This is a genomic window from Microbispora sp. NPDC088329, from assembly GCF_040685655.1.
Classification (GTDB): domain Bacteria; phylum Actinomycetota; class Actinomycetes; order Streptosporangiales; family Streptosporangiaceae; genus Microbispora.
The window spans coordinates 436,770-449,708 of the sequence record NZ_JBFBIP010000001.1; the positions used below are offsets into that span (position 1 = coordinate 436,770).

General features: G+C 64.5%; 12 protein-coding genes. 8 read left to right on the top strand and 4 right to left on the bottom strand.

The features are described 5' to 3' along the window. Positions 1-194 precede the first annotated feature (194 nt). Genes AB0O28_RS02160 through AB0O28_RS02175 form a run of 4 tightly spaced genes read right to left on the bottom strand, consistent with a single transcriptional unit; the run spans position 195 to position 6,395 of the window. On the bottom strand, positions 195-3,419 hold the full coding sequence (locus tag AB0O28_RS02160) for an SAV_2336 N-terminal domain-related protein (protein ID WP_363635326.1): 3,225 nt from the start codon (positions 3,417-3,419) through the stop codon (positions 195-197). Continuing rightward, complete coding sequence (locus AB0O28_RS02165; protein ID WP_363635328.1) at positions 3,385-4,392, bottom strand: MoxR family ATPase; 1,008 nt, start codon at positions 4,390-4,392, stop codon at positions 3,385-3,387. The genes AB0O28_RS02160 and AB0O28_RS02165 overlap by 35 nt, the downstream gene beginning before the upstream one ends. Before the next feature lie 12 nt (positions 4,393-4,404). Further along, a complete protein-coding gene (locus tag AB0O28_RS02170) occupies positions 4,405-6,072 on the bottom strand; it encodes a trypsin-like peptidase domain-containing protein (RefSeq protein WP_363635330.1) in 1,668 nt (555 codons plus the stop codon). Beyond that, positions 6,072-6,395, bottom strand: coding sequence for a CU044_2847 family protein (locus AB0O28_RS02175; protein ID WP_363635332.1), 324 nt, complete (start codon positions 6,393-6,395; stop codon positions 6,072-6,074). The genes AB0O28_RS02170 and AB0O28_RS02175 overlap by 1 nt, the downstream gene beginning before the upstream one ends. A gap of 628 nt (positions 6,396-7,023) precedes the next feature. Between AB0O28_RS02175 and AB0O28_RS02180 the strand changes: the two genes are divergently transcribed. The 8 genes from AB0O28_RS02180 (at position 7,024) to AB0O28_RS02215 (ending at position 12,852) form a co-directional block, all read left to right on the top strand. After that, positions 7,024-7,434 carry a plasmid replication, integration and excision activator gene (locus tag AB0O28_RS02180; RefSeq protein ID WP_363635334.1) on the top strand — a complete coding sequence of 137 codons (411 nt, stop codon included), beginning with the start codon at positions 7,024-7,026 and terminating at the stop codon, positions 7,432-7,434. Further along, positions 7,434-7,703: a hypothetical protein gene (locus AB0O28_RS02185; RefSeq protein ID WP_363635336.1), complete on the top strand. Its 270-nt coding sequence runs from the start codon at positions 7,434-7,436 to the stop codon at positions 7,701-7,703. Before AB0O28_RS02180 ends, AB0O28_RS02185 begins: the two co-directional genes overlap by 1 nt. Next, positions 7,703-8,008: a hypothetical protein gene (locus AB0O28_RS02190; protein ID WP_363635338.1), complete on the top strand. Its 306-nt coding sequence runs from the start codon at positions 7,703-7,705 to the stop codon at positions 8,006-8,008. The genes AB0O28_RS02185 and AB0O28_RS02190 overlap by 1 nt, the downstream gene beginning before the upstream one ends. Positions 8,009-8,095: 87 nt before the next feature. Then, positions 8,096-9,520 (top strand): FtsK/SpoIIIE domain-containing protein, encoded by a 1,425-nt coding sequence (locus AB0O28_RS02195; protein WP_363635340.1) that lies wholly within the window; start codon positions 8,096-8,098, stop codon positions 9,518-9,520. Next, positions 9,517-9,672, top strand: coding sequence for a hypothetical protein (locus tag AB0O28_RS02200; protein WP_363635342.1), 156 nt, complete (start codon positions 9,517-9,519; stop codon positions 9,670-9,672). The genes AB0O28_RS02195 and AB0O28_RS02200 overlap by 4 nt, the downstream gene beginning before the upstream one ends. Before the next feature lie 80 nt (positions 9,673-9,752). Continuing rightward, positions 9,753-11,327 (top strand): replication initiator, encoded by a 1,575-nt coding sequence (locus AB0O28_RS02205; RefSeq protein ID WP_363636145.1) that lies wholly within the window; start codon positions 9,753-9,755, stop codon positions 11,325-11,327. Then, on the top strand, positions 11,327-11,503 hold the full coding sequence (locus tag AB0O28_RS02210) for a helix-turn-helix domain-containing protein (protein ID WP_346228680.1): 177 nt from the start codon (positions 11,327-11,329) through the stop codon (positions 11,501-11,503). The genes AB0O28_RS02205 and AB0O28_RS02210 overlap by 1 nt, the downstream gene beginning before the upstream one ends. Then, on the top strand, positions 11,503-12,852 hold the full coding sequence (locus tag AB0O28_RS02215; RefSeq protein ID WP_363635344.1) for a site-specific integrase: 1,350 nt from the start codon (positions 11,503-11,505) through the stop codon (positions 12,850-12,852). The genes AB0O28_RS02210 and AB0O28_RS02215 overlap by 1 nt, the downstream gene beginning before the upstream one ends. The last annotated feature ends 87 nt before the right edge of the window (positions 12,853-12,939 follow it).

A 12,939-nucleotide genomic window follows, 5' to 3' on the forward strand; every position in this document is an offset into this window, starting at 1 on the left:
ACCACCGTCAACGGCTGATGGCCGGGATTGCGATGCTAGAGCTTGCATCTGATTGCAACGCGCCGAGCGGGGAGCAGATTTCTAGGCAACAAGGAGTTCCCGGTTGAGGCATTGAGGTTTATCAACTGCTGCCTCAACGGCAGCCTCACCTTTCCCCGCATCTGGCCCTATTCCGATGAAGAAGCTCAGCCTTCTTATGCCGGATCATCTCCCGCAGAAGAAGGAACATGAATGGCGAGCACAGTGACATCGTCATCTTGCTCATACCCCGACAACATCCGATCCACTAGGAAATCAAGTAGCAAATGTGGACTGCTCAGGACCTCCGGGGGCGCTTCGGCCACGACAGACGAAAGCTCCCTGAGTCCGGCGTCCAGCCCGCGCTTGCGGTTCTCCACCAGACCGTCCGAGTACAGGACAGCGGTGTGACCCGGCGGCACGCAGAACCGGAACTGCTTACGGCTCGTGGCCCAGCCGAGCGGCGTGCCCGGATCGGTCTCGTGCAGCAGCCCGACGCCCTGCGGCGAGACCAGCAGCGGCGGCGGGTGACCGGCCAGGGCCAGCGTACCCTCCCCGGTCCCGGGCTCCACGACCATGTACGCCAGGGTCGTGACCTGCTCCTCCTCCTCGGTCGCCTCGAAGACGCGGTCGAGCCCCGTCAGCACCGCCGCCGGCGGCGGGTTCGTCAGCGCGAGCGCCCGCATGGCGTTGCGGATCCGGCCCATGCCCGCGGCGGCCTTGACGCCCTTGCCCATGACGTCGCCCACCACGGCCGCCACCCGGCCGTCCTGCAGGACGAACGCGTCGTACCAGTCGCCGCCCACCTGCACGTGGCGTGAGCCGGAGCGGAAGCGGTAGGCGAGGGTCAGCCCCCGCACCACCGGCAGGCGGTCCGGCAGCAGGCTGCGCTGCAGGGTCTCGGCCGTCTTGTGCTCGCGCTCGAAGAGCGTGGCCCGCTCGACCGCGAGGGCGCACTGCCCGGCCAGCGCCTCCAGGAAGACGCCGTCCGCCTGGGAGATCTTCTGGGTCCGTTCGAACGAGAACCGTAGCGCGCCGAGCGCCCGCCCGGCCGCGACCAGCGGCAGGCCCACCCAGGCCCGCTCATCCGTCTGCGCCAGGAAGCCGGAGATCTGCGCCTCGTCGGCGCCAGCGTCGACCAGTTGGGCGCGCAGCATGTCGGGGGACTCGGCGAAGACCGGGCGGCGGCTGTTGACCGCCATCGTCATCACGTTAGGGTTCGCGAGGTCGATCTCCTCGCCCCGGTTGTCCGTGGTGCCGCCGCTGTTAATCACCTTCAGCGTGGCCCGGTCCGGGTCGAGCAGCGCGACGGACGAGTGGTCGGCGGCGAGGGCCGTACGGCCGATGTCGATGATGACCTGCACCACCTGCTCGACGGTGAGCGCCTCGGCGAGCTGGGCGGTCGCGCCCTGGAGACGGGCGGTGCGCAGCGCGGCCGCGCCGAGCTCGTCGGTGAGGCGGCCGCGCATCTCCTCGGCCTCACGCCGCGGCGTGACGTCGGTGTTGGCCCCAACCCACTCCACCACGCGGCCGTGCCTGACGATCGGCACGGCCCGGACCTCAAAGTGCCGGTAGCCGCTGGCCCGGGTGCGCACCCGGTAGCTCCACTCGAACATCGTCCGGCCGCGCAGCGCCTCGCGCCACGCCCCCTCGGCGGCGGCGCGATCGTCGGGGTGCACCGCGTCCAGCCAGCCGTGCGCAAGGTACTCCTCCAGACCCTGACCCGTGAGCACCCTCCACTGGGGTGCATCCTCGGTGACCGCGCCGGTGGGCGAGGTGATCCAGAGAATCTGCGACTGAGCAGTCACCAGGGTTGTCAGGCGCTCATACAGTTGCTCGGTGGAACTCCTATCAGGCTCGCGAGGCCTTATCGGGGATGCCGGAGGGGTGAGACCGAAGACATCCGAATCGATCAATGCGAATGGATCACCTGCTGTGCTGATGCCCCCGTTGCTATCCGGTGGCACATCTGGCACGTAACTTCGGAACGTATTTATCCCCATTCCCGCCCTTGCAGCAAGTTCACGCGAGACTGCCTGAAGGACACGGATAGCGGTCTGCCGAGAGGTGCGCGACATTGATCTCAGGAGGAGATTTCTGCCCCCGGGAACAAAGGTATAGAATCCCGGCTCTTGCTCGACTGGTTGTAGAAGTCCGCTGAGGATTACCTCTGCAAGGTGCTCTGGAGAAGAGTTGGGCAAAAGCGCTCTCTGCATGAGTCGCATCAAGGACAACGACGGAAATGAAGCGGTTGCCAGGTACCCGGCCAGCGAGTAAGCCTGGGATGAGGCCACAGCTCGAAAGCGCAATATCCTTTTTTCGATTGGTTGGCTATGCTCATCTTGAAGCCAAGCCTCAAGAGCATTTGGCTGATCCTCTAGATGTGTCACTCCAATCGGCCTAACGTTGCCGGCCATCACATGTGCCCAATTCGCGAACCAGGAAGCCGACAATCCAACCACTGGAACTGGAACCGCCTGATCCGTCATCTCCTTATGCAGTACTCTCGGCTGCAGCCTTAGAGATGTGTTAGCAGCGAACGGCCGAGCCAGGGACGCTTCGTGGACCGTCACACTGGTCGCTGTTCTATGCCACATGCGTTCTGGCAGCGGTTGCAGAATGGCTGTGGGCGAACTCGATGCCCACCTACGAATAGTATGAGCCATCCTGCCGGTCCACCAATGCGTTCCTGAACAATCGCTCAAAAGGAGCACGAGTCGACGGCCTGACGGATCGGTCAGAGCGCCCGGCGCGCCCGCTGAACCGACTGTGATTCCTTGGGGCCCATCTTTAAGGCGTACGAGTTGCACATTTCGGAAGGCACCCACACTTATATAAAGCTGTCGAAGCTCCTCGCCCAGCGGTTGCCATAGATCCATCGATGATCCAAAATCGATCACCAGGGTCAGTTCTAAGCGACGTTCCATAGCAGGAATCAGAACTGGTATCCAGGGCGACCGGTGATGCGGAAACTGCCCTGCGATACTGTCGGCGGTCGCTCGTTCGTCTACGATCCATCGGCGTTGGGCCGGTACTCTATGACGTAGCGGTCGCAGCGCTCGATTGAGCCGTAGACCGTTGGAGAGCATCGGGCCGGTGGAAACTTGAACCGGAACCGCGCTTTCACCGGTCGAGTCTGACGTTGCACGGGAGTAGATCTCGACTTGATTTTTCGCGACCGGCTGCGTTTCCCGGTCTAGTAATTCCGGTATTGCAGTACTCTTTCCGATCGGCTCTCTATCAGCGGGTGAAGTGTCTTCCCGGACCCGGTCGCGCCCATGAAGAAACTGAGCGAGCCAGAGGCACTCCGCCAGTTCTACAGCGGTTAGTGGTGGCCCAACTGCACTGAGGGCGAGGCGTAGCCGATCAATACCTGTCGTCACCGTGCGCTTCCGTTTCATCGGTGTCGCGATCGAGGTATGGCATCAGCCGGTCAGCCAAGCTCAATCGATCATCCGAGCTGGCATGGTGAAGGAGATAAACCGCGTTGAGCAGTTGGTCCGTCGCCAGAGCGCCACCGCTCTTCTTGGCTAGAAAACGTTCAATGATGTCATGACTATCAGCCATCAAGTCGGGGCCTAGATGCGCCGCAACGATCCGTTGCAATTTTTCGCCGGTGGGCTGATGCAGGCGAAGCGTTACGCACCGGCGCAGAAAGGCGGGTGGGAACTCGCGTTCGCCGTTGCTCGTCATAATTACCAAGGGAAATGCCCGGCAGCGCACCACACCTCCGGTGACGGTCACCGGTCTCCCGTCGGCTGTCATGACCTCTGCTGACTGCGAGGTATGACGTTGCAGCTCGGGGATCTCAAAATAGCCTTTCTCGAAAATTGTCAACAAGTCGTTGGGAAGATCCATGTCGCTCTTGTCGATTTCATCGATCAGCAGTACGCGCGGACGCTCGAAGGGAAGAAGAGCCGTGCCCAGCGGGCCCAGTCGTATGTAGCGGCCAATCTCCTCGTCGCTCGCCGTTTGGCCAGTGACTTCCTCTCTGCTAGCTGCGTATAGCCTGGTCAGAGGGTCGTACTGATAGAGGCCATCCGACAGGGTTACGCGACTGGTGATGGGCCAGTGCAGCACGGGCCCGAGGCGTAGTTCGTACGCCACTGCGTTCGCGAGGGTGGACTTGCCAGTGCCAGGTGGGCCAGTCACAAGGAGGGGGCGGCGCAGGAACAGAGCTGCGTTCACTTGCTCCACCGCCTGTGGGTCAGGCTGGTAGCTCGTCGCGTCGTGATCTCCGGCCTTCTCCGTCCACGCCGGCTGGGGCAGGGCAGGCTCACCGTTGAATACTCTCCACGGAGGCGGGGCCGGGAGATTTGTCTCGATCCTGTCGTGGGGAGTACCTGATCCCGTATAAATGAACCAATCGGACATATATTGTTTCTTTCACGAGGATGCCGCGAGCGGCGGGTCGGGCATACGGGTCGGATCGTCCCAGAAAAGCGCGATCCTCTGGACAGGTTTGGAATCCATCCCAGCTATACGCAGTTGCTTGACATGAAAAGGAAGCTGATCTGGCGTCGCCTTTTCAACGATCGCGGAAACTGCGGAGAGGAAGTTGCGGCCCGGACAGTCATCGTGAGCACCGGACCCGCACGGCGTACGCGGCCACATCATGATGGGAATGCCGAACTTGAGCGCCTTTCTGATCTCCGCCAGTGTTGGCGAAGCAGCATGAAGGATGGTCGTTCGAGCTTCATCAGCAAGCCAGCCGAGCGTGGCCTTTTCGCGGCAGCTGACCAGGCTTGGCGGCTCGTATCCGATTTCACGCAGTCTGCGCCAACGCCTGATGGCCTGATCCCACCGCTGGCTGCCACCTCGCCGGCGCGCCACGTCGCGCATAACAACCGGATATAGGAGGCCGAGTTGAATTTGATCGCCCGGGTCATCATTGGTAAACCAGTCTTCGACCCCAATTCTTCGGGTGAACCAGTCATCGGGCATCATAAATTCTATAATGAAATCTTCGCCTGCAACCTCCGCTAATAGCCGGGGCATCTCACGTTCTACGCTCGCTCTTACTTGTTCTTGCTCGACAGGATCGGGCAAAACATACGTCCATCCACTCCCATCGGCTCGCCAGATAGAGAATTCCAGGCGGTAACCACCAAGCCCGCTGGGTGTTATGCGGATAATGATCGCGACCGAATTGGGCGTGCCCGTCACATTCTGTGACGCTCCCAGGTGCCGGCTAAACCATCGCCGCACTTCAGCAGCCCTGGACGCATCGTCCAAGTTGAGGATTACTCGCGACAGAAAACGAGCCAATGCATCAGGTTCCTCGATCTCCTCTGCAGCCAGAGCGACGGCCCTCCAGAGAGACGGTTCACCTTGATCGGCAAGGTGTGGAAACACCTGTGCCAACAACCCTTTAGGAGAACTCCTCATCTCTGCATCAGCAAGACAACGGCGTAATTGCCCTCGAGGACCTGGACCGAGCGTTCCTAGCCACGAGTGAGGAAGCAGGTCATCAAGGGGCTCCCAGTACTTCCGCAGAGTGGAGATGGGGAGCATGCGTCCGACCCGCTGTCCCGAAGCCAAATCAGCATCCGTGATCATACCAATCACGTGATCGGTGTCCGGCAGATACACGGCGGCACCACTGAAACCCTTGGCGAGAAACTGACCGTGCCCGTCCCATGCGTTGACCTGACACCACTCGCCAGCCAAGATCTGACGGTCATCGATCCGGAGCTCAGCGAAGGCGCCAGATACCGTTTTTCCCGCCGCGAAACCATAGGCGAATAGCTTCTTGTCTCTCCAGGCGTCCGTATCGGTTGGATCGGCAAACTGTGCGGGTGACACTGGGGCAGGTTGCGAGAGTTTAAGCAGCGCAAAATCGCCTCGGGAGTCCGCCCTTTCCCATAGTCCTGTTTTAACCACACTGGCGGGATAGCGTTGCTGAGGATGGGTAGCTGGAAAAACCACAGTTGGGTCCTGCACATTGTGAACAACATGAGCGCAGGTCAGCACGTGGTAATCATCGATCAGAAATCCAGAACCCGCGGTGATGCCGACCGATCGATCGATGCGAGCATGCCACGAATTTCCCACTACTTCTCCTGGCGAGCCCAGGTAAGCTTGACAACGAAATGGCCCTCGGTCGAAGCCTTGGCGACGACTGCACCTGCAGCCGCGTTAAATTTCACGCCGAACTCGAGCTCGACTTCGTCAGGGTTCAACTGCTGGCTGCGGAAGGTATCAAGTACCCGTACCGCTGCGTCTCGCACGTTGCGCAGGGAATCCTCGAAACGGGTTTTCGCTTCTATTATTGTGAACTCACCGATCCCAACCGCTTGAAATCCTTCCGCGTCCTGGTCGGCGACCTCCATGACGATTGGCTCGCCATCCACTTCCCAACGCACCAACTCGGTCATACGTCTCCATTATCTCGCGTTGCGGCATATTGAGATCTGTGCCCTATGCAGCGTTATCTATAGCCGCGACGACACCTTCATCGCTGCAACCACTGCAGCCCAAACCAAGCTTATTGTGCTCTATCCACACCCACCCACCGATCATTCACGGGGTGTTTGTGAACATCTTCTTATAATGCCAGGCTGTAGGCATGTCAGCTCCGGAATGTTTCCCGATTGCAACACATCGTCATTTTGGTCGGCTACTATTTATGAAAATGTATGGGCCATATAGGTCGAACCCATCGACGCTAGAGACTCTTGCTCACGTATGCGAGTGCGTCAGCAAGGGCAGTCGACATGAGTTGCACTGCCCGTGCGGGACGGGGATGGGATGCGTCCTTCACGCCGCCGATGTCACAGAACTTCAAGGCTGGAGCACCACGTATCGAGCCGAGTTGAAGGCGCCAGGGCCGCGGTCGACAGCTCGCACCGAACTCGCTATCTACCCAGGGCCCTATGGCTAGTCTTGTCGATTCCCCTAGACGGCTCCCCAACCTCCTTGCTATCGTCTTGCCTAGCCCCCTAGACAGTCCGTAAGCGGATCAGCCGCTTCCGTCTAGGGGGGTGGACAAGGAGGTGGTGAACGATGGCACTGCAAGGACCCATCCCGATCAGCTTCGAGCTGCTGTTCCCGCACGGCTGCTACGTCGTCGGCGAGGTGACCGCCGCGAAGGACTTCGACGCCAAGCGGGACACCCAGGCCAAGGACAAGACGACAGGGCTTCCGGTCTGGCAGGTCCCGGTGATGGACGCCGACCCCTCGCTCAAGGCCGCGCAGAAGACGGTGACCGTGAAGATCCTCTCGGAGGTTCAGCCGGTCGTCCCGCCCGCACTGCCGGGTGTGCCGCTGGCCCCGGCCGAGTTCGAGGGGTTGGAGGTCAAGCCGTACGTGCATCAGGCGACGGGGCGGCTGGCCTACTCGATTTCGGCTCGGGTGATGCGGGCTCCGCGCACGGGGGTCGGCAAGTCCTCCAACGCTGCGAAGGACGCGGCGTGATGGGGCGGCGGACGGTGCGGCCCTCGGCCGTGATCAGCCTCAACATCGGGGGCGGGGCCTCGGTCAAGACCCTGCCGTACCCGGCCCGGTCGCCGGTGCTGGCGCTGGACTTCGGCTCGACCTCGGTCCTCGTGAGCACCTCGGACAGCGACCAGGTCAGCCCGGCCGATGTCGAGTTCGCCCGTCAGCTCGCACGTGAGGCGGCCTCGTTCGCCCGGTCGGTCGAGCGACGGTTTCACGGCCTGGCCAACGGTCGCGGGGTGGCCTGATGGCACACGGTCCCTACACCCACGTGTCGATGTCGATCGACCCCGGCCAGCGTCCCCGCATCGGCATCTCGTTCTACGCCTCCATCAACCGGGCGCGGGCTCGGGTGCTGGAGTCCGGGCGGCCGTACCTGGTCCTGGAGTCCGACGAGGCGGACGTGACGGTCTCGACCACCGGGGCGGCCGGGCCGGTCACCGCCGACGACCTGGACATCGCGCGGCAGATCTTCAACGCCGCCGCCCGGTACCTGGCCGACTGCGAACGCCTGCACGCCGAACACACCCAGGCCACCGAGACGGCGGCCTGACACACGAGCGGGGCCGCTGGAAGCGGCAACTTCCGGCGGCCCCTCGGTCTCTCCCTGACTGCGCATCACAAGAGAGGAGTTCAGCTTATGCTCAAGCGCCTTCCCGGTGGCGAGGTGCGCAACCTCGTGTCCACCACTCCAGACACGGCGGTCGTGTTCAAACCGGCCGTCGTCCAGACCCCGGCGATCCTGACCGTCCTGGTCTTCCTCGGCCGCCTGGTCGCCGGTCTCGTCCGTACCCTCCTCGTCCACCCCATCGCCGTGGCGGTGCTCGCCGTACCGGGTGTGATCTGGGTTCGGTACGGCTGGCCCACAGCGGTCGCCGCCGTCACCATCCCCGTCTCGTTGTTGTTCGGCTGGGTGCTGGCCGACCGGGCATCGTTCGCCCGCTGGGTCGGCTGGCGGCTGCTGGCCTTCTGGCGCCGCATCTGGATCTACCGGCGGCACTGGCAACCGGTAATGATCGTGTCCGGACTCGGCCGTCACCTCCAGGGCCGCGACTACCTGCCCCGCCTGCTCCAGGTCGAGTGCGACGGCTGGGCCGACCGCGTCACCATGCGCATGCTGTCCGGGCAGGCCGTGAAGGACTGGGCCGACCGCACCGACCACCTCGCCCACGGCTTCGGCGCCCCCTCTTGCCGGGTCGCCGTTGCCAAGGCCGGGCGGCTCGTGCTCACCTTCCCCCGGCGCGACCCCCTCGCCGAACCCCTACCTGCCGTACCCATTCCCGGGTCGGCGACGGTCGGGGCGGTGGAGATTGGGCGGTGCGAGGACGGCACGCCGTACCGGCTCAAGGTCCACGGCACGCACGTCCTCATCGCGGGCGCGACCGGGGCCGGTAAGGGCTCGTGGCTGTGGTCGACCATCCGCGGCCTGCTCCCCGCGATGCGGGCGGGCCTGGTGCAGGTCTGGGCGCTCGACCCCAAGCGGATGGAGCTGTCCTTCGGCCGGGCGCTGTTCGGAACTCGGTACGCGGCCGATCCGAAGGAGTGCGCCGACCTGCTCGACGAGGCCGTGAGCGTGATGCAGGAGCGGGCCGACCGGTTCGCCGGCCTCCAACGCTCACACGTCCCCACTGTCGATGACCCGTTCGTCCTGGTGCTCGTCGACGAGGTGGCGTTCCTGACCGCGTACCAGTCGGATAAGGGCCTTCGTCAGCGGATTACGGCGGCCCTGGCCACCCTGACCACGCAGGGACGCGCGGTCGGTGTCGGGGTCATGGCCGCGCTTCAGGACCCGCGCAAGGAGGTCATGAACATCCGCAACCTGTTCCCCGACAAGATCGCCCTCCGTCTGGACGAGAGCGAACAGGTGGACATGGTCCTCGGCGACGGTGCCCGCGACCGAGGAGCCCTCGCCGATCACATCTCACCGGTCCCCGAGCTTGGCGCGGGCGTCGGCTACGTCCGGCTGGAGACCTCTCCCGAGCCCGTGCGGGTCCGGGCGGCCTACGTCTCCGACGCCGACATTCGCCAGATGGCCGCCGAGCACGGCGGAAGCGAGGCCGCATGAACCACCTGGCGCACTTCCTCGACGGGCTGCGCTGCTCCATCTGCGGCGCGCTCAACGTCTTGTGGCTCGACCCCATCCGCGGCCTGGTCGAGTGCCACGAATGCGGCCAGACCGCCCTCACCATCCCCGAGACCACAAAGGAGGACAGTTGATCGACACCCACCAGGCCGGGGGAGACCAGCCGACCTCCCCCGTTCGGCTTAACGACCGGTCCACACCGCGCGCCGTGCGGATGGCTCAACCGCTGGCCCGTGAGGTCGTGGAAGAGATCGCCAAGCAGTACGGGGTGTGCATCCGGCCGGTTCCGCTCAGGCGGCAGGACATCCTCACCGGTCAGGTTGAGGTCATCGACGTGCCATGCGGGGCCACCTTGGAGAGCAAGTGCCCGCCGTGTGCCAAGCGCAACCGGCAACTCCGGCGGGCGCAGTGCCGGGAGGGCTGGCACCTCGACCACGAGCCGGTCAACCTGCCCGACAACGCCGACGACTACCAGCGTCACCTCGTCGAGCTGCGGGCCGACGCCCAGGCCTGGCGGGACGAGGTCGAAAAGGCCGGCGGCGACACAACCGACCTGGACGCCGCGATCGAGGACCTGGACGAGGAGATCAACCGGGCGGGCATGCGCGGCAACGTCCTCGGCCGCACCTCCGGCAAGCGGTCCCGCTCGACCAAGCGGCGGCAGGACGCCCCGGACCTGCCCAAGCGGCAGATGACCAAGACCACCCTTGGGCGGACCTTCACCGGCTCGGACGGCAAGACCTACCGGCCCTCGATGTTCGTCACCCTCACCCTGCCCTCCTACGGGCGGGTGCTCGACGGGGCACCCCTGGACCCGGACCGGTACGACTACACGCGGGCGGCCCGTGACGCCCTGCACTTCTCCAAGCTCGTGGACCGCTTCGTGCAGAACCTCCGCCGGGTCGCGGGCTATGACGTGCAGTACTTCGCCACCGTCGAGCCTCAGAAGCGGCTCGCCCCGCATCTGCACATGGCGATCCGCGGCACGCTTCCCCGTGCGGAGCTGCGGCAGATCATCGCGGCCACGTATCACCAGGTGTGGTGGCCCTCGACCGACGAAATCCGCTTCGAGGGAGATCACTTGCCGGTCTGGGAGGACGGGGCCGGCTACCTCGATCCCGACACCGGGGAGGTCCTGCCGACCTGGGAACAGGCCCTCGACCGGCTCGACCAGGACGAGGAGGCCGAACCCCTGCACGTGCTCCGCTTCGGCGACCAGCTCGACATACAGAGCGTCCTCGCCGGGACCCCGGACGCCGACCAGCTCATCCAGTACCTGTCCAAGTACCTGACCAAGTCCCTCGGCGACGCCCTCGGCACCGACGACCCACGCCGCAAGGCACACGCCGAACGACTCCTCAACGCCCTGCGGTTCGAGCCGTGCGCGCCGACCTGCCCGAACTGGCTCCGCTACGGCGTCCAGCCCAAGGGCGCCAAGCCCGGCATGGCTCCCGGCCGGTGCAAGGGCAAGGCCCACAAGCCCGATCACCTCGGCTACGCGGGCCGCCGTGTCCTCGTCTCCCGGAAGTGGTCCAACAAGACCCTCACCGAGCACAAGCAGGACCGGCGTACCTGGGTCCTGGAAGCCCTCGGCGTCGAAGACGAGCCGGTCGACCCCCACCGCTACATCTGGCGACCGGTCAAGCCCGGTGATCCCGAGTTGGCCCCCATCGGCGTGCGGCTCCTCCGCTCGGTCCACGAACGCCAACGCTGGCGCAACCACATGAACCAACTCGAAGCCCAGGCAGACGGACAAGGTTTTTCGGCAACTGAAGGGAGGGCAGCGTGATGGACAGACTCTTCTACCGGCCCAAAGACGCGGCGGTCGTCCTCGGCATGAGCCGTACCGCGGTCTTCCGGCTGATCAAGAGCGGCGAGCTTCGCTCGGTCAAGTACGACGGATACCGTCTCGTTCCGGCCGACGCCCTTCAGGAGTTCGCCCGGCGTCTGAGCGAGGCGGCGTGATGGCCGACCGGAAACCGAACGGGCGATCGTCCATCTACTTCGGTCAGGACGGCTACTGGCACGGCTGGGTGACCGTAGGAATCAAGCCAGACGGGTCCCCCGATCGCCGTCACCGGATGGGGAAGACGGAGGCGGAGGTCACGCGCAAGGTCCAAGAGCTGGAGGGCAAGCGCGAGACCGGGCACGTCGCCAAGCCGGGCAAGGTCCCAACCGTCGCCGAGTGGATGACCGAATACCTCGACGTGATCTGCGAACGGCTCGTCGCGTCCGGCAAGATGGCCCCTCGGACCCTCGACGACTACCGGTCCAAGACCCGCCACTGGATCATTCCGCTCCTCGGCCGTCACCGCCTCGACCGGCTCGCCCCTGAGCACCTGGACAAGGCGTACGCGACGATGCTGGAGCAGGGCCGCTCGTCCAGCACGGTCCTCAAGGTGCATCGCATCCTGTCCCGCGCCCTGACAATCGCCGTACGCCGGAACAAGGTCACCAGGAACGTCGCCACGCTCATTGACGCACCGGTCGCCGCTGACCCCGACCTGGAGCCGCTGACGCGGAACGAGGCACGCAAGATCCTGGAGGCGGCCAAGTCGCGCCGGAACGCGGCCCGCTGGTCGGTGGCCCTTGCCCTCGGCATCCGCCAAGGCGAAGCGCTCGGCCTCCGCTGGTCCTTCGTCGACCTCGAAACCGGCGTGATCAAAGCCTGGTACCAGGCACAGCGATCACCGTGGAAGCACGGCTGCGACGACCCGCACGCGTGCGGCAAGGAGTGGCACCGATGGCCGTGCAAGCCGCGGTGCAAGGTCCACAAGCACGACCCCGGCTGTCCACAGGACTGCACGAAGCGCGGCCACGTCTGCCCGACACGCGCATGCGCGAAGGACTGCACCGGCCACGCCGACCGGTGCCCGAAGCGCACGGGCGGCGGCATCGTCTTTCGGCAACGCAAGGGCCGCAGCCGACTGACCCTCCAGTGCCCGCCAGAGCTGCTTCCGATCCTTAAAGAGCACAAGAAGCGCCAGGACGCCGAACGAGCGGAGGCCGGTGAGCTCTGGGAGGATCACGACCTTCTCTTCCCGACCCGCCGGGGCCGGCCGATGGAGCGCAGCGAGGACTACAAGATGTGGAAGGCGCTCCTCAAGCAGGCTGGCGTCAGGGAAGCCCGCCTCCACGACGCCCGCCACACCGCCGGGACGCTCCTCGTCGAGCAAGGCGTCCACATCCGCGTCGTGCAAGAGATCCTCGGCCACGCCCGCGTCACGACGACAGAGCGTTACACCCACATCGCCAGTCCCCAGGTGAAGGACGCCAGCGAGCGCATGGGCGCCGCCCTGTGGGGCGAGGACTGAAACAAGGGACTGAAGGCAACTGCAACTAGAACTGCAACTAGAGGCCCTGCGGAGATCAAAAAGCCCCTCTCGCCGAAGACCGGCGAG